Annotated in this window: 14 protein-coding genes; 5 read left to right on the top strand and 9 right to left on the bottom strand. The window is 41.4% G+C overall.

From position 1 onward, the window contains the following. Nucleotides 1-105: 105 nt before the first annotated feature. From ACSZOX_RS12295 to ACSZOX_RS12280, 4 genes are all read right to left on the bottom strand, one after another. Nucleotides 106-987 (bottom strand): LytR/AlgR family response regulator transcription factor, encoded by an 882-nt coding sequence (locus tag ACSZOX_RS12295; RefSeq protein WP_437920280.1) that lies wholly within the window; start codon nucleotides 985-987, stop codon nucleotides 106-108. Beyond that, a complete protein-coding gene (locus tag ACSZOX_RS12290) occupies nucleotides 971-2,017 on the bottom strand; it encodes a hypothetical protein (RefSeq protein WP_437920279.1) in 1,047 nt (348 codons plus the stop codon). Before ACSZOX_RS12290 ends, ACSZOX_RS12295 begins: the two co-directional genes overlap by 17 nt. A 163-nt stretch (nucleotides 2,018-2,180) precedes the next feature. Next, the gene (locus ACSZOX_RS12285; RefSeq protein ID WP_437920278.1) at nucleotides 2,181-3,122 is read right to left on the bottom strand and encodes a hypothetical protein; all 942 of its coding nucleotides are present in this window, start codon (nucleotides 3,120-3,122) and stop codon (nucleotides 2,181-2,183) included. A 220-nt stretch (nucleotides 3,123-3,342) separates the two neighbouring features. Next, complete coding sequence (locus ACSZOX_RS12280) at nucleotides 3,343-3,468, bottom strand: hypothetical protein (RefSeq protein ID WP_437920277.1); 126 nt, start codon at nucleotides 3,466-3,468, stop codon at nucleotides 3,343-3,345. 318 nt (nucleotides 3,469-3,786) lie between these two features. Between ACSZOX_RS12280 and ACSZOX_RS12275 the strand changes: the two genes are divergently transcribed. Both ACSZOX_RS12275 and ACSZOX_RS12270 read left to right on the top strand, forming a co-directional pair. Then, complete coding sequence (locus ACSZOX_RS12275; protein ID WP_437920276.1) at nucleotides 3,787-4,803, top strand: helix-turn-helix domain-containing protein; 1,017 nt, start codon at nucleotides 3,787-3,789, stop codon at nucleotides 4,801-4,803. 439 nt (nucleotides 4,804-5,242) lie between these two features. Then, nucleotides 5,243-5,632, top strand: a complete 390-nt coding sequence (locus tag ACSZOX_RS12270; protein ID WP_437920275.1) for a hypothetical protein — start codon at nucleotides 5,243-5,245, stop codon at nucleotides 5,630-5,632. 58 nt (nucleotides 5,633-5,690) lie between these two features. Here the strand turns inward: ACSZOX_RS12270 and ACSZOX_RS12265 are convergent, their stop codons facing one another. Genes ACSZOX_RS12265 through ACSZOX_RS12255 form a run of 3 tightly spaced genes read right to left on the bottom strand, consistent with a single transcriptional unit; the run spans nucleotide 5,691 to nucleotide 10,912 of the window. Then, complete coding sequence (locus tag ACSZOX_RS12265; RefSeq protein ID WP_437920274.1) at nucleotides 5,691-7,070, bottom strand: RagB/SusD family nutrient uptake outer membrane protein; 1,380 nt, start codon at nucleotides 7,068-7,070, stop codon at nucleotides 5,691-5,693. Between the two features lie 3 nt (nucleotides 7,071-7,073). Beyond that, nucleotides 7,074-10,262 (bottom strand): SusC/RagA family TonB-linked outer membrane protein, encoded by a 3,189-nt coding sequence (locus ACSZOX_RS12260; RefSeq protein WP_437920273.1) that lies wholly within the window; start codon nucleotides 10,260-10,262, stop codon nucleotides 7,074-7,076. Next, a complete protein-coding gene (locus tag ACSZOX_RS12255; protein ID WP_437920272.1) occupies nucleotides 10,259-10,912 on the bottom strand; it encodes a TlpA family protein disulfide reductase in 654 nt (217 codons plus the stop codon). Before ACSZOX_RS12255 ends, ACSZOX_RS12260 begins: the two co-directional genes overlap by 4 nt. Before the next feature lie 245 nt (nucleotides 10,913-11,157). Between ACSZOX_RS12255 and ACSZOX_RS12250 the strand changes: the two genes are divergently transcribed. Then, nucleotides 11,158-11,337 (top strand): hypothetical protein, encoded by a 180-nt coding sequence (locus ACSZOX_RS12250; protein ID WP_437920271.1) that lies wholly within the window; start codon nucleotides 11,158-11,160, stop codon nucleotides 11,335-11,337. Between the two features lie 435 nt (nucleotides 11,338-11,772). After that, nucleotides 11,773-12,420 (top strand): hypothetical protein, encoded by a 648-nt coding sequence (locus ACSZOX_RS12245; protein WP_437920270.1) that lies wholly within the window; start codon nucleotides 11,773-11,775, stop codon nucleotides 12,418-12,420. Nucleotides 12,421-13,179: 759 nt separating this feature from the next. On the opposite strand, the gene ACSZOX_RS12240 is transcribed toward ACSZOX_RS12245, so the two are convergent. Continuing rightward, the gene (locus ACSZOX_RS12240; RefSeq protein WP_437920269.1) at nucleotides 13,180-14,142 is read right to left on the bottom strand and encodes an Rpn family recombination-promoting nuclease/putative transposase; all 963 of its coding nucleotides are present in this window, start codon (nucleotides 14,140-14,142) and stop codon (nucleotides 13,180-13,182) included. A gap of 622 nt (nucleotides 14,143-14,764) precedes the next feature. On the opposite strand from ACSZOX_RS12240, the gene ACSZOX_RS12235 reads away from it, so the two are divergent. After that, a complete protein-coding gene (locus tag ACSZOX_RS12235; protein WP_437920268.1) occupies nucleotides 14,765-16,495 on the top strand; it encodes a tetratricopeptide repeat protein in 1,731 nt (576 codons plus the stop codon). Between the two features lie 73 nt (nucleotides 16,496-16,568). On the opposite strand, the gene ACSZOX_RS12230 is transcribed toward ACSZOX_RS12235, so the two are convergent. Beyond that, complete coding sequence (locus tag ACSZOX_RS12230; protein ID WP_437920267.1) at nucleotides 16,569-17,477, bottom strand: fimbrillin family protein; 909 nt, start codon at nucleotides 17,475-17,477, stop codon at nucleotides 16,569-16,571. Nucleotides 17,478-17,534 lie beyond the last annotated feature (57 nt).

The raw sequence follows: 17,534 nt of genomic DNA, 5'->3' as shown, positions 1-17,534 counted from the left end.
GGCCAACACATCGCTGGTTAGTACGATTTGCAGCACACTGTTGATCGGTTTATAATTAAAGAAAAACGCAGGCGAGCCAACCTTCATCCGGCCGATTGCAACACATCACGAGCCCACATTCTCTCCGTCGCCATTTTCAGGCTTTTCATCATCCTTATCCTCCCGTTTTACGCCAAACCTTTTGCGCACCCCAAACACGAGGTTCTCTTGCACCCATTTCTCGAATGTTTTAAATGCCCCCTTTTCACCCCGTTTAATTACCTGAGTCGTGCCACGAAGCATTATTTCCTTTCCCTTCATACCCTTCACATGGTTTAGCGAAACCATAAAGCTTCGCTGTACCCTAACAAAGTTCTTCTTCGGTAAGTGGTTATGTACATCTTTAAAAGGAATACTCACATCAAAATATTCCGTCGCACTTATCCAGAGCCAAGAGCGGTCATCCTTCGCTTCCGCATAAATGATATCATCAAAAGATAAGCGTTCCAAAGTAGCCCCACCCCGTAGCGAAACAAGGAGACATTCGTTACTTTCCGACAGCATATTAAGACTAACTGTCCGCAGACGCTGCTTCACCTCTGTGACCGATTGCAGGTAGCGATCCCAAATTACAGGTTTGGTCAAGTAATCAGCTACTTTATAATCGTACGTTTTGAAGGCAAACTTTTCATAAGCTGAACACACCACAACCTGTAGGTTCAGCACGTCTTTATTCACCTTTTTGATCTCACTCAGCTGCGCCAGGAATACCAACCCATTCATCTGGGGCATTTCAATATCCAGAAACAACACATCCAGTGCTAACTTTCGCAGCAATGTCAAGCCCTCTTTCGCATTGGTGCAGGAGAGCACTAAGGCAAAATCGTCGGTCAGTTCCACAAAATACGCTAGGGCATCGATCGCATCCTGATCATCATCAATAATACCGACCGCCAATTTTTTGCGTCGGTTTTCTTCCTTAAGAATTAAGTCAAATTTGTTCATCATTTCTAAATAGGTATTCCAATGTCAAATAAAAAATTCCATCATCCAGCTGCGAAGCGATAGAAAAAGAGGCGCCATACTCCACTTTCAAAATCGCAGCCAACTGATTCAATCCCGTTCCACCATCTTCAAATCGCCAGGCATTATCTTCCGCTACCGGATTTATACACTGCACCTGCAACCGCCTTTCATCCGATTCCACTTTGAAAATAGCCTGTGGAGCATCTTTTGAGAAGTCGCCATGTTTCACCATATTCTTATAGAGGCTCAACAATAACATCGGGAGAATAAGATGTGCCGTTCCCTTCACGTTTTCAGAAATGTCAATCGGCCTATCTTTATAGAGAATTGCCAAATGTCGGAGGCAACGCAGCTCCTCTTCAATAGGTACAAACAAGTTATCCTTTCTGGACATCACACGGACACCATACGCCCAGATCGCCACAAAGGAAGACAAACGTTTAATCGGCTTCGATTTCCGCTTGAAAACAGCAAGAAGACTTTGACACAAGTTGCCCAGGAAATGTGCAACCCAAATCCGATATCCATCTTGGCGTAACTCCATCAGCCAAGCATCTCTTTCAGAAAATAGCAGCAGCAACAGGAATTTTGCAACGTTGCAGGAGACCTCGAGCATGGCGATGATCAATCCCCATTTTGCAAAAGTCACATAGAACGTCAGCAGATCGATAAAATAAAGCAGGTAATCCGGTGAAGAAGGATCTTTCAATATACGCTTCGTCAACGCATTCGGATACCTGTACAACAGTTGATAAATGCCGAATAGGAGCAATAGAAAATAAGCCATCAGGGGCAACAGCTTGCGTATCGAAAACCGACGTAAGATCATTTTCTTGAGCCACTTCCGGTTCAGGTAGGTAATCGACAACATGATCGGGGCGACGAGCAACATGACCAGTAGATGCCCCCAACCATATTTATACACATTAACAGGCAGTACCCAACTGAAATAAATTGCGCACAACAATACATGGATCCCTAAAGGAAGCGGTTTTAACAGGTTAGTTCTCATAATTTATTTCCTCTTATACAAAAGATACCCAGACCTGATACGTTAATCAACGTAAACATCGTCAAGACTCTTTTTTTTAAAAGGATAGTTCAAAAAGGTTATACAAAAGTGAATATACAAATTGCTTTGAACAATTGCTATCCCGGATCAAATTCAACTTCGGTTAGCTTGTCTGGAGCAGCTCCTTCAAAAGATCAGCTATTCGGTTAAAACTCTCGGGAGACACCCTAATAGACCTCGCCGAGACAATATCAAACAACAGCTGTTTTTCAGGAATATCAGCAGGCATCCATATCGGTTCCCGATCCGCATCAAATTCCATGGAAGCAATAAGTCGGTCAAAGAGATCAGGCAGACATTCCCATTGCAGCAACTGATCAACATGCAATCGTTCCAGCAAGCCATAACAATGTTGGAGCACCAACGGATAATCGTTTGCAGCAGATGGAAGAATCTCCCCCCGCGCGTGCAGGACGATCCGACCCGTTTCGTACGTCAATACCAAAGGTCGAATAGGCGTCTGCGTCAATTTACTGAGCACAGCAACGCCAATCCGCGTATCCATTGCCGTTCCCCTTAAGCACACTTCTGTCCAGCCCCTACCTTCCCGATGCATACCATCACGTCCATCCACATAAGCAACAACATGAAAACCACGTTGTATAGCCGAGCGCAGCTTAAGCATGGACGTGGGCCCCACGGCAGAAATAAAACAAAGTTCATCCATTCGGGGGCGACGGCCAAAAGTCTTTTCAAAATGCATTTCATACATCCCTTTCTGTTCGGCATACACCTCCTCCCGTAGCAGGATCGCCAGGCGGCATCCCTGCGCGAGTAAAGCACGCGCTATGAGTGCATAAGGGCCGATATGAAAGCAAGCCCATATCCGAGGTTTACCATCCATTTTTGGCCATTGCTCAAGCAGCTGCGGCAAATAGCTGTTATCGTTCTGAAAATAGGCCTGTTTTAACCAGCGCTGATGCTTCGTCAACAGGTCTAAAGTCGAATCATAATCAGCAATCAGCCGCCATTGGTAAAATAGCGCGGCACATTTCAAGCTCTTATTCCAAGAGCCAGAACCATCAAAAAGAGCATTCCAATCCATTATTTTTGTATAAAAATCCCCCATCAAGCAGCGGGGGCAATTGTGATCATTTCATGAGTAGTCCGTCGTACATGATCGTTCTGGCAACTGCTTTCCATGTTTCGTTCGATCCTTCCTAACGGCAGGATCCCCCTTTTTTAAGATTAATGTACTAGGATCTTTTTTTAAGTTTAACAAAAGAGGGTGTCCGGATCACCCCCGAGGTTAGCGATACAAGCCCTTAAATATAGTATAGGCTACATTTGTCGTCGGTATCATCCAAAAGCCATGCTGCACTTTCCATTTTTTGAAGAAAATCCACCACATTAACGGTTACACTTTGGATCTGTAGAATAAACTGTTCCATTCATACAATCATTAAAATTCGTTCCCAGCACCGACCCTTCCCCGGCCGGTCACTTTTGCCCTCTGGCCTAGAAAGCGTCGTGATCACAAAAGCGAATTTGATCCAAAAAACACCTCTATACCAAAAATATCCGTGTAATGGCGATCAGAGCCCGTGAAACCGAAAATATACGTTTAGATAATTTTCTACACCTACCCAAGAGTCTTTCACGGGTTGTCAAAGACCTTCTACGCTTTTTTATGGTGTTATTCTATTTTTTTCATACCATCGCCACCCGTCAGATAGCACAGTACGAACCAAACAATTATAAATTTTAGTATGGAAAAAAGTTTAGACCTTAAGCTATACAGCTACTTTAAGCAAGAAAGCTCCTCTACAGCATTGAAAAGGCTGCAGCAGCAGCTCCACCTGCGGCATGCGGAAGTCAGTTATTGGAAACAAGGCGAAGAAGAAGCCCTATTGCAACAGTTTGATGGGTTACATGGATTCCTTTATCACCTGGATATTGCAATCGAGGCAGAGCGTTGCATCCCCTTGGTCATCGGTCGTGCCGATCTACACATCCTCTATCTGTTCAGCAGCGAAGGCCATATCCAGCTCTACCAGTCCTCCACGGGAGATATCTGCAGCATTGCATCTGAACGGGCACGGTATCTCTACCTACCGAAAGAAGAATATATCCTGCAACTTCCCCGAGGAAAAAGCCAGCTGTTTGGTTTCTATTTTAGTGGAAATGTATTCCGGCGAGGCAACGAGCGCCCTTACGATTTTCTGTACAGCATCTTGGAACACTATCGGGCAAAGTCTGCGCATCCAATAAGTAGCCTCGACTTTCGGGTTGGGTCACGAACACGTAACCATATCGAAACCCTATGCAAAAAACTTGATGTTCGGCAGCTCGACAACGAATCTTTTATCTTTCAACAGATCATTGCACTTATAAAACTATCCAAAGAAAAAGTCGATCAAGATCAAAGTAAAGTCGCACGCTCCGTAAGGATTGCAATCGAAGCACATCATGTACTACAGCAGTTTATACAGGAGAAAGGCCAGTTGACTAGCGTAGTGGACCTTCAAAGAGCCATGCGAATCGAAGCCAGCACAATCAATAAACATTACAAATCCTATTTTGGCAGATCTCTCCGTTCGGCCCGGCTTGACATGCTCATCGAAAGAGCAAAGCTGCTGCTCCAGACCGGTCTGACGCCCAGCCTCTGTGCTTACGAACTCCAATACAGTGCACCGGAAGCCTTCTATCATTTTTTCAAACACCATACAGGCTTAAGTCCAAGCCAATTCTTAGAAAAACAGAAAAAGGAAAGTGAGAACTACTGAAATAAAAAAGCAATCAGGAAATCCAAAAAAACTATCAGTTTAACGACCCATAAACTATCAGCTCGGGGATGAGGTTGCTCAATAGCTTTGCGTTATTGAGCCGTCACAAAGAAAACGGTCAGCAACAAAGCGATGAAAACAAAAAGCATACATAGTGCCATTCTGCCCAAAAGCCTCCGATCAATTGCGATCGGGGAGCGGGTCGCACCTGTATCAAATCAGCCATTTTGCGTTGCATGCTGTACATTCCGTTTTTTCGGAGGTTGCTTCAACGGGCGGCAACATACGATTCGCGGGCGGTTCCCCCGTAAACATGCCCTCTTCCCGGGTAGGCCGGAAAATTAGATCAATGCTCCGCATCATAGATGCACTAAATGAGGTACGAGCATGCCTTCTAACCGGTAGAAAGTAAATTATTGATATTATTAAAATGCATATTATGCAGAAAAAAACGAAGAACTGGTTACGTACCGGTTCAGCAATTATGGCGTTAGCCTTTTGTACATTTCTAGGCTCTAAAGCTCTAGAAAGTAAAGTAGAGGTTCCTGCAGCGAAAGCACTTGCTACGCAGACCTGGTATTTCACAGGTACATCTTCAGATAATCTGAACGCTGCTACAAACTATTCTCCAAATCCTGTTTCAGGTAAACCTTGTGGTAGTACTGCTCAAGTTGTTTGTAGGATTGAGGCACCAGCAGATCCATCAAACTCTTCCTTACCCGATATGGAAGCAGAAGATGACAACGGAACAACGATCGCGCAGCATATCAACAATGCACAAAGTTCGCTTTCAGCTAACGATGTTGTAAAAGCCTTTAGAAGCAATTAACAACATAACTAAAGAGTCTCTCTGCTTTTGCAGAGAGGCCTCTTCAATCTATTCCTTTCTATCTTTCATTTTGGGTATAGGTGCTGTATTGCAGCACAGGTAAAGGGATAAGATAGACATAACGCAGATCGCCAGGAGGTAAGCTCACGATTTCATCCACGCCAGCATTCGTACGCCTCCTAGTCAGCGTTTTTGCAAAACGGCTATCCTTATTCAACCTTCTCAAGTCACTCCACCGAAGACCTCTAAATATCAATGACTTTCTCCTCTCCTTAAGTATGATCCGCAATAACTCTTCTTTGTTTTCGACCTGTATATCGATAAATGTACCCGTTTTAAAGCGCTTAACCAGCAGAGCATTCAAAGCCCCTATCCCTTCAATCAGCTCTCCTACACGCGACTCACATTCGGCCTTGATAAGATACATTTCATCCGTTACCGGTCCGCCAAAATAAGAAGAGAATGTCGCAGCCAGTGGTGCTTTAAATGTATAATAGCCATTCGTCTCCCTACTGAAATACACGGGTAACCGAAGATCGTTATCCTCATATTCTGCAATCAACAACGTGTCGATATAACAACTCGGATCAAGGAAAACCTGCTTCACATCTGTACTATGACCAAAGAAAATAATCTCAGGATTGGTATTGACAAAAGGATAGTCAGCGTCAATGTCCAGCTGATTATAATCCAATAAATAATTGTTCCTCGAAAGCGCAGCATTTGCCATTTCCAATGCGTCAACATACCTTTCCATAGAAAGATAAACTCTAGCAGACACTGCATAAGCAGCCGTACGGTTAGCCCTTGTAACATAATCCGATGTTTCAGGAAGCATATCGAGTGCCAGTTGTAAATCATCCAAAATCTGTCTATAAGTATCCTCCAAACTAGCACGATTCTCTGGTCCGTTCATATCCGAATTTAAACGCAATGGTATACCTGGCAATACGCTATTATCTAGTGTAGGATCGTATTCCCTACAGTACACCTGCGAAAGATTATAATGCGCGAATGCTCTTATAAAATAGGCCTCCCCCCTCAACACGTTTGCTTCAGCACCTGTAGCCCCTATCCTGTCCAAACTTTCCAATGCAACATTAGCAATAGTAGCAGCTCTATATGGATAGGTCCATCCGAAATAATAGGTCGCATTCCCCTGATCCTCCCAATAATAAAACGCCCGATCATAGGACGTATAAGTCTCCAACGGACTCTCTCCCATGAAATAGTCATCCGTACCAACCTCCAGATTACCAGAAAAAAAGTTATTGACATATCCCTCATCATCCAATAGGGCACGAATATCTGTCAGTGTATTTGGAGTCGCAATTGTCTTTGTTGGTTTCTCATCAAGAAATTTACTGCAAGAGAAAAACAAAAATGTAAGATATACAAACATAAACACACCGTGTATTCCCGATAAAAATTCTTTCATATGCTAATAATTAAAAGTTAACCCCATCGTGTAATTTCCTGTAGGCGGTATAGCATTATAATCGGTATCAATACCGTCCCTGTTCGCCCTCCATATAACCCCAAGGTTAGATGCAGCAACAAATAGCGTCATCTTAGTCTTTAAGCGATTCAGATCTGTACGATAAGAAAGGCGAATATTCTGTAGACGTATAATATCTCCTTTAATGACATTTGCCTGTGAGTTTCCATAAAACGTATCCCGGTTAGCATCTGCTGGATACAGCATCGAAGGCACACTCGTCATATCTTCATCGCCAGGATTCTGCCATCTCTTTTCATAATCTGTATGCGTTTTCCAACTAGAAAACATCGTACCGTACATAACTGTAGATTTTTGGTAATAATGTCCGAATTTATAGCCAACCACTACCGAAAGGTCAAAGTTTCTATAGGAGAAACTTTGTATCCAAGAACCATAATAAGGTGGCAATGCCGTACCATGGTAATTTAAGCTATCCAAGGGCTGCGTCAACAACTGTGTATAATTTTTGGAAGTCGTTCCATCTAAATAGCCCAACGGATCACCTGTTTCGGGGTCGAGACCTGCAAACCTGTATGAAAACACGGGATACAACATTCTTCCCGGTAAAGGCCACAATGTCTTTCCTGCATTGTTAGTGTAAGAACTGCTCGTTCCGATGCTTCCGTTGAATCGATCCACTTTACTGACACTATGTGAAAACAGCAACGAAGTATTCATACGTACAGCTCCTAATCGCCATGCGCCATTGAGACGCACATCTACACCATTCCCTTTTATTATTCCTACGTTTCTAGTTGCAGTAGTAAAACCTGTTGTGGGATTAATCATATCATCAGATATCAAATCGCTAGATTTTTTATTATAAAACTCCACTGTACCATTAATCTTTCCAGTAAACACAGTAAAATCAATCCCTAGATTGACGGTACGCACATCTTCCCATTTCAGATCAGGATTAGACAACCGGCTCAGATAAGCCCGACTAACTTGCGTTACAGCATCATCAAGAGGCGAGGTATACGAAATAATCGGATAGGCATTCGAACTCCCTTTTACATTCCCACTATGCCCATAAGTAGCCCGTATCTTCAAATTATCTAACCAAGGCACCTCCGACAAAAAATCCTCTCGACTCAACTGCCATCCTATACCTAAAGACCAAAGTGGATTCCATTTAGCATTTGTGTTAACACCAAATCTGTTCGATGCATCCCGACGTGTAGAAAATGTTAGATCATATTTTTTCTGGAAAGTGTATCCCATATTTCCAAAAAATGAAACGAAACGTGCAGTCGTTTCTTCAAAACCGGTGACAGAGGGAATCCGTGACTGACTAGCCAGGGCGTCATAAATCGTATAATAATTCAGAAGATCCACGGGCTGAACAGCTAGTGTATTACGATCATAACCATATACTCTATAAGTAGACGAGCCGGATTTACTATTCGATACCTCCGCCCCCACAAATATGTTAATCACATGGTTATTCCCAAACATTTCATTATACGCCGCCTGTACGCGACCACGATGCGTCAACAACGACTCATTATAGTCATTGCGTATCGCTCCCTCGGGCAGTACACGAGTAGCCGTACTACCACTTACCTGAGTAAATCTGTTTACAAGATTCCTCACAAAAAAAGAATCTTCGTCATAAAGCGTCTCAATAGCCGAGGGCGAATTCTCTATATTATATAAAAGCTGAACTTCCACTCCTTTAAAAGGTCTATAGCCTAAATTCAACTGTCCACGCATCAAGTTACTTACACTTTCTCCCGAAGATCTATTGATATCTTCCATTGGCCGATAAATCCAGTCCAAGAGATCGGGATGTTTTCCTTCTGCCACATAAGTCATATTATACGTATTCGGCCACTGAGAAGCCATACCATTCGCTTCAAAAAGATTTGCGTAAGGATAAATTGCACTTCTCGTTCCTCCAGGACTATAGGTATAATCAATACCTGTAGGATTTATCTGCTGTATATTCGACGTATAATTAAAATCAACCTTAGCATCGAATTTAGGAGAAAAAATAATTTGATTGTGCATTGCAAGTGCATATCGTTTCCTTCCTGTATTTACGACATCGCCTCCATCATTATCATATCCGAAAGAAATCCGGTAGCCACCGCTATTATATCTATTAGATATTGCTACATGTTGCTGCTGTATAACTTGACTCTTGTAGATATACTTAAGCAAATCTTGACGGTAGTCATTTCCACGCAATCGTTCAATTTCCTTCTCTACGGTTTCTGCATCGATGAGTGATTTAGATTGTTGGTAGAGCATCTCTACCACTGGCGAAAAAACCGTTGTTTTGGAATTTCTAGTACTATTATACCGGGTATTGTAGTACCCCTGTTCATAAAGAAACTTTTCTATGTCTATAAAATACGATGAGGACAAATACGGCATATAATACAGATCTTTTTTTTCAGAAAGACTAAGATTAGTCGAAAACTCTATCTTCATCCCCTGCGATGAAACCTTCTTCAAATTGATGACAATGACACCATTTCCAGCTCGGGCTCCCCAAATAGATGCGGCGGCGGCATCCTTCAGAAAGGAGACCGAGGCGACATCGTTCGGATTGATATCGTTCAGTTCGCCTTCAAACGGAAAATTGTCCACAACAATCATAGGTCCCATCGTTCCTGTAGTCATGGTGTTAATGCCTCGAATGTTAACCGAAGCAGTTCCCTCACGAGAGTCAAACTGTAGCCCCGAAACCATGCCTTCCAAACGATCTAGGATATTCATTGCAGGACGCAGGTTGAAATTTTCGTTGTTGAGGAACTCAAAACTCCCCGTTGCACGCTCTTGGGGGACCGTCTGATATCCTGTAGAGATCTGAACTTCTTCGATCAGGCTACTATTCGCCTGTAGTTGGATTATATGTTTTCCCTCCGAAAAAGGAAATGCATGTGTTCCCCGGCGATATCCAATATGTTCAAATAACAAGATGCCTTCACTATACCTTGTTCGAATCACAAACACCCCATCTTCTCCAGAACTAACCCTATTATTAGTTCCCTTCTCCACAACAGTTACCGAAGAAATAGGATTAGAAAGTGAATCCAATATCTTCCCAGAAATGACAGTCTGGGCATTTGACATAAAGGAAAACACTCCAAAACATAACATTAACACAACCTTATTCATGGCTTGCTATCAATAAAGGGTGCAACATACTCGCGATCCAGATAATTCCTGAAAGTCTGCGTCTGTATATAACCATATTTATTAATCCATACGAAATGTGGATATCCACCGAAAACAAATAAGCTTTCAAGAAAACGATCAGAAATAATACTTTCTAATTCAGAGTTGTTCTCTTTAAGATAGTACCGTTTATAAAAAGCATCAATCCGTAGAAAATCATCTTTAGATTTAGTTGGATTTACCATGACCACGTTCAATTCATTCGGATAGTTATCTTCAAAAAAGCCAATTTCTTTCTGATGAAAAATACAGGTAGAACAAGTCGTACTCCAAAAGTCTAGCACTAGCAGTTTTCCTCTATACGCATTCAGCGTTTTACGAATGGTATCCCCATTAACGAAAAACAGATGTTCATAATTCCAGAATTCCTCGGGAACCTTCTCTCCTACCATAAGAGGCTTTATGGATAGCCGCCCATCGGCCCCGCTGTCCTGGCGAGGCTCCTGAGCGAACAACTGATTACTAAACAACAAAACGAAACATATGCCGACGCTGAATAAAATCCGGCTTCGGTTATTCTTTGATTTAAATAGATGGGATAGCCATTCCAGAACGTGCAGTCCTCTCCCACCCTTATAAAAATTCTTCATTTTTTTTAAGGTGTTATGCGAATCGGCATAAGTACTGCCTAAGGCTCCTGCAGCAGCCTAAAATAGTATACTTCGTACCGCGTCGCGGTTAGTAAATAAATTGAAAGAGCCTACGTAACAGCGAGATTCAGATCAGTAATCGGTTTTGTATAACGTAATGCCCTAAACGGTTTGCAAGTGAACCGACCACAACGTATGTATACGACGAATAAAAAGCAGCTGAATGTTAGGAAAAACGGTAGAAAATGCTAATTTTAGGGTTGCGAATCTACAAATTAGACTGTCCATCGTACCAAAATCCTGTTACAGGCTTTTATATGGTGATCGGTCAGCAGACGGGTGATATAGAGAAGATGGTACTTCATCGTGAATGGAGGAGGCTCTTCCGCATTAACGCCCGTCTGTTTCCTATAGATTCGCCTTAAGCCGGCGAGCGGATAATGTTTTTGAGAAGCAGTTTACACGGATAACAAGGTGTAGCATCGCTTAGCGATTGCGATCCTGTGTTGTTGGTGTTGGTTAGTAAGAGTGACCTCATAAGCTACTTTATTTTGTGGTTAAAAAATTCGGAGCAAATAGAGGAGGCTGTTTATATAAAGAAGCAAGCCCCGCTACTTTCCACCGAATATGAGGCACGACGAAGAGCCCATGACGCAGTTTCCAATAGGGAGGCTTGCCCCTTCTTTATACAAAGATACATAAAGATGGGGGGTTACCAAACCCTACGTCTCGCGTCATTGAAAGTTCGTCGTTTTCATATCCGAGACTCAATCAGCTTATCACTGATATTATATTACGAAGATACAAAATTGTATCACTTTTTAATAAAAAAATATAAAATAATTTATTGTACAAAGTAAATGCCTAAAATTACAAATAAAGTTTTAGCCTTGCAAGTCTCGGAAAGGATCAGCGAGATCCTTAATCTGACCGGTTTAACGATAAAAGGTCTGGCAAAATTTTGTAATATAGCAGAAAGCAGTCTTCGCGGAAATCACAACGCTTCGGTGCCTATTTCTTTAGAAACTGTATCAAAGTTATGCAAACCATTCAACATTATACCACACTGCTTTATTAATTTTGATACAGAAATACCGTCAGACATTGCTTCTTCAAAAAAATTGCAACAGTTTCACGAAGAATACATCAATAAGAGTTTACGCTATTTTAAAGAGGAACCTAAAGTTTACAAAGCTAATAAAAAGAAAAATATCACCCGAAACAAAAATATTCAGCTGGAAGATATTACGGTTGCTTCCGGCAAGAAAAGAGAACGGGATATTCTTTCTTACCTCGTTTTCCAAACTGCGTATTTTAGCAAAGCCCGCACGGTTGCCGAAATTGCTGAAGATATCGAGTTTGAATTTAAAGTGGCTATCGAGTCGGGCCGACTTTACCAGCTTTTAACAAAGTATGTCGATAAGGAGTTAAAACGGGAAGCTTCTCTTCGGGTGAATAATGATGAAAGGACTTCTAAACGGCAGATTTTTAAGTATGTTAAAAATTAGGGTTGATCTGCCTTAATTTCTAGCGTAAAATTCACACAATTTATTTGTCTACTATTGGCCGACGGCTCTGTTTTTTTCTAAGTATTCTATTCGACACAAGCTTCTTTTTTGTCCTTAGCGAGGACGCAGCTTTACTGTTTTTTCATAAAGTTTTGCCCCTCAAGTATGGGCTGACTTCTTTTTTGTCCTTTGCCAGGACTAGGCTTGTTCTTTTTTCCGAAAAAAGAACCAAACCGACCGAAGGGAGCTCATGAATACAAAAAAAACAAACACGAATTCATAAAACTCGTCGCTGGAAACCTTTGCAGGATAAGTCTGTGCTAAGGCAAAGTTCTACATATTGCAAAGGTTACCTTCGGTGAGCTCGCGAGCTCGGTTTCAAGGCGACATTGATTGTTTAGGATAGTTTGTGCATTTTTTTTTCTTTAACCTAAACTCGCTTCGCTCAGACAGTGTTTCGTTCTTAACAGAATTTCCTGATCAAAGATTAACGTAGAAAGAACCAAGGCCGTTGAATAAGATAATCGCTTTGCAAAAACACATCTACTTTCTTTACGACTTCACGACTTTACAACAAATGTAACCTCGTAACCTTTCTATAACTTCGTAAACAATACCAATCAACGACTTTACAACTTCACGACTTTACGAATTAACAACAAATGTAACTATGTAACTACATAACTTCGTAACCTATATCCACCAACTAAAAAACCTTCCTAGATTGGGAAGGTTTTGGTTATAATCAAACTTCGTAACTTATTTCTTACTTGTTTCTAACTCGGCTCGGACGGTTTCCACATACGCTGGAGAAACCTCCGCGAATTCTGCAATAGCCTCGCTTGACCAATGATGTTTAATAATCAATTTTCTTATAACTTCATATTTAGTTTTCTCAATTCCCTTTTCAAGTCCTTGTTCAATTCCTTGTTGAAGCCCTTGTTCTAGCCCGCGTTGAAGTCCTTCCTGGGCCTGCCGAAGGGCAGCACGCTCTGCTGTGATGCGGATACTTTCTGCGTCACGTTTATCTTTTAAACTCCATTCATATGCTCTCATATCATCTACTGTTAGATTTGAAACTGCTCCTAACTCAAAGATAAGTCTAAACACGCGCTTATCCAAGAACTTAGGCATTTCATTCAACGCATTCATGTGCTTAAATAAATAAAGCCACATATCCATCGTGCTTTTTACCTCAGTACCTTTTTTGTTAAAATTGGGTAGGCACAACAGTTTGTAACCTAATTTATCGTAAAAGATCTCTTTACTATCTTTATCGCACAAAAGCACGTCATTATAATATTTATCAGGAAGGCTTCCCTGCAAAGAAAAATCTAAAATACCGATCAGATAAACCTCTGGTAGCTCATAACTATTTCCCCGAGGTCCTCTTGGTACTAAGCTATGGATAAGCCGGGAGCTGTAGTAAACCATGCGATCTTTGATAAACTCCTGCGCAAGCTGCTGCATCTCGATGATAAAATGGCTGTTATCCTCGCTCGTGCAGTACAGGTCAAAAATAACCTTACGTCCACCCTCCCGCTCCGCCTGTCGTTCAGTAGCGCGGTAGTCCAGATCCTTGATTACCTTTTCTCCATCGAAGAGGCTGTTCAGAAAGGAAATCAGGTTCTGCTTACCCTGTTCAGGACCAAAATAAAGCTTCCAGCCAAAATCAGTACATATATCTACGTACTTCCCTAAAAGATTGTTTTGTGTTTTCATTTGAGCATAATTATCACCGCTATACCTGTACATCAAAATAAGAGCAGACAATAAACGGATCGTTGTTATAAATGGTCGTCAAGAATAATTCTACTTGCCTCTAGCAACATGAGAACTTCATCAGACTTTACAATTGATTTTCAAAACCAAAGATCGGAAATAAAAAGATAAAAAGCTAATATTATTAGTTTTTTTACAACTCTTTCTTGATAAAGTTGTGCCCCTCAAGTACGGGCTGACTTCTTCATTTGTTGTCTCTTAAGTAACTTCACTTGCTTTTTGAAGTATAAATCCTAGTTCTCTGGCGTTTCTTAATAGCCTTGTGTATTTTTTTCTTTGTTGTTCTTGCTCATATCTTTCTACAGAAATAGGTGGATATAATCTAGTAGACGCCACATTGTATTACAATCATCCTAAGTTTCGCATCAGTCTAAAAGGCAATAATCTATTGGATGTCCAATATTGGGTGAGCGATGGATATTACAGCTTCCTGATCCCACTTTCGCTTTAAACTTACGTCGTACATCGTTCGTTCCTCCTAGAATATTTAGGCTATCTTTACAACAATAATGGCCTGTGATAGGTATACGTTATAATTGTTATTAGAATTACACGATTGAGAATGAAAATCTATTGGTATTATTTCTTGTTTACATCCACTCTATTTTTCAAAAACGCGGACTTCTTACACGCGCAGTCTATTGCCGAAATAAAAACGATTAAAAATCCATTGGAGCAGATAGAATCCGTATTAAACCTTCCAACCCACTTTAGTCACGACACCACATTACTGAAAAAGGAACTAGCCCCCTTAAAGGCATTGGCTAAACAAAACAAGAGCATACCTCTCGAATGGGCTTATTATATGCTTATGGCTGACGGTTATTCCATTGCCTTCGACCATACAAATGCTATTTCTGACCAATACTACAAATACGCAGCGCTCTTGATCGAAGCCCACCCAAATACAGAACTGGAGATGATCGGAAATATTCGACAAGGTTATTATAATTTCGTCTACCGTAAGGTTATCGATGCTTTCCCTTATTTCTTACGAGCCAATGATCTAGATTCCAAAATAGACAGAAAAAAAATACCATTGCCCGTAAAACATTATCAATTTATGGCGAGCTTTTTTAATCATATCGGCGACCAGAAAAAAGCCATACACTATCTTCATGAAGCACTGCCTTTTGCAAAACCTGCTTCAAGAGCACGGATTGATCTGATCAATTCAATAGCTGTCTACCTATCGGTAGACAGTCTCGTACCTGAAGCGTTGAAATACCTGAAGCAGGCCATGAACGAAGCCCAACAAGCAAAAGATTCGGTGTGGATCGGAATTATATCAGGCAACATGGCGGATTATACCTGGAAAGAAGGAGATAAACAAAAAGCAATAGAGCTGGTCAAAAAAAATATTGACCTCTCCATCCGGTACGATGAGCCCAATGATGCCATGCGGGCAAATCTAGTTTTGGCCAGTTGGTATATTGACCAACAGGAATGGCAACATGCAAGAAAACATGTCCAGGCCAGTGAATATCTAATGAAAGACAAGCCCTACTTTCTGAAATATAAGATGGATGCAGCCAAATTATTAGCTTCGATTTCGCATGGATTGGGACAGCAGGACGAACAACTACGCTATTTAAACCGCTATATCCTAATGAGAGATTCATTGGAGAAAAGGACAAATATCAAAGAGCTGCAGAAAATCATCTGGGAGAGTGAACAGGAAAAATATGACCGCACGCTACTTTCCGAAGCAGAGAAAAGACAAAAAGTAAAAAGTACTTATCAATTTATGAGTCTTCTACTTGTCTTAATTTTTGCTATCGTTATTTTATTAATCAATCGTTCAAAGGCAAACATCAAAATACGTAATGCCACTCTTGAAAAGGAACAACTCCAACTTAACCACAAGAAGCAGCTTGTCGATCAAGAACTCCTCATATTGAAAAATTCGCTCAGCGAATTTACGGATACTGTCAAGCAAAATGACATCACCATTCAACAGCTGCGAGAGGAACTGGAAAAAGAGGAGAATCAAAATCCAACCTATATTGCCGAAGTTAAAGCGAACCTCAATGCCTTAATGGAAACGCATATTATGACAGATGACCGATGGGCAAGATTCAGGCATGCGTTCGACCTAGTATACCCTAACTATTTACAACAGATGAAAGATGAACATGCAAAAATCACCGAAAATGACCTCCGCATATTAGCTTTACAAAAACTTGAGCTGAGTAATGCGAGTATGAGTGAGCTTCTTTGTATCTCTATAGAAGGTATAAAAAAAGCGAAACAGCGCCTCAAAAAAAAATTAGATTCCCCTTATTCTTCCTGAATCCCTGGAAAAATGGGCCGATCAACCTATTGATCGGCCTAATGGAAAGATACAACTTAAAGATCAGATTTATTTAATCTGCCGTACCTGTCCGGCTAACCGTCCCCCAATCTTCAATAGTAACATTGCCCAATACGACACCGGTTTTACTAACTGTAATCGTATAGGTATATTCTTTACCGGGCTCGAATTGTTCGTTCGCCTGACTACTCCAAACATAAGTATCGCTACCTACCTCAAATGTAAACTGTACAGCACCGGCAGCTGCATAGGTTGTAGGAAGCACAATAGCTTCATAAGTTGATCCAGTCGCTTTTACAAAGGGGTTGATATCCGCAGGTACACTTGCTGCCCCCAATGTCCCTGTGCTCAGATCAATGCTCGACAACGTGTTCATCCCCTTTATCTTCACGTCCATCGCCAACCAATCTGCATTGGAAGCATCCAGACCAGTTCCTGCTGTAGGTTTGATCACCACTTTACTGAGGGTATGATCAAAAACAAACGGAACCTGAGTCCCTGTTGTCTTACTGAAACCTGTAGTCCCATTTGTCGCTTTGCTCCAAAGAAAATCAATTTTGCTCAGGTCATTTTGCTGGGAAACATCGATTGGCAGTACCGTTGACAAGGAAGCCGTGGCTACAAAAGGATAATACGCAACAAAATCCACTTTGCTATCCGACACAGGGTAATAAATTTCATGACCTGTCGCCGGAGCAAATACAGTTCCATTAAAGTTGTACTGACGATTATCACTATTTTCACTAATCGTCGCTGTCCCCTGATTAACCATAAAGATACCAATCTGATCACCCGATGACCATACGGTACTCGCCCCTGAAGGATTGCTGGTCGCTTTAAGCTGACTAATTTGCCCACTGAAACTAATCACCTCATGTTCTGCATCGGGTGTATCATTTTTAGCGCAAGCCGCGAGTAACAGGCTGCCTGTTACTAAAGTTGTTAAGAATTGTGTTTTCATATTTTAATTTTACTTTTTAATTTGTTCGTTATAATGCTGTATTTCACATCAATAGCC

The organism is Sphingobacterium sp. LRF_L2 (assembly GCF_965644235.1).
In the GTDB taxonomy this organism is placed as follows: Bacteria; Bacteroidota; Bacteroidia; order Sphingobacteriales; family Sphingobacteriaceae; genus Sphingobacterium.
Note: the sequence above shows the minus strand (reverse complement) of the source record. Positions and strands in the feature narration are given on the sequence as shown.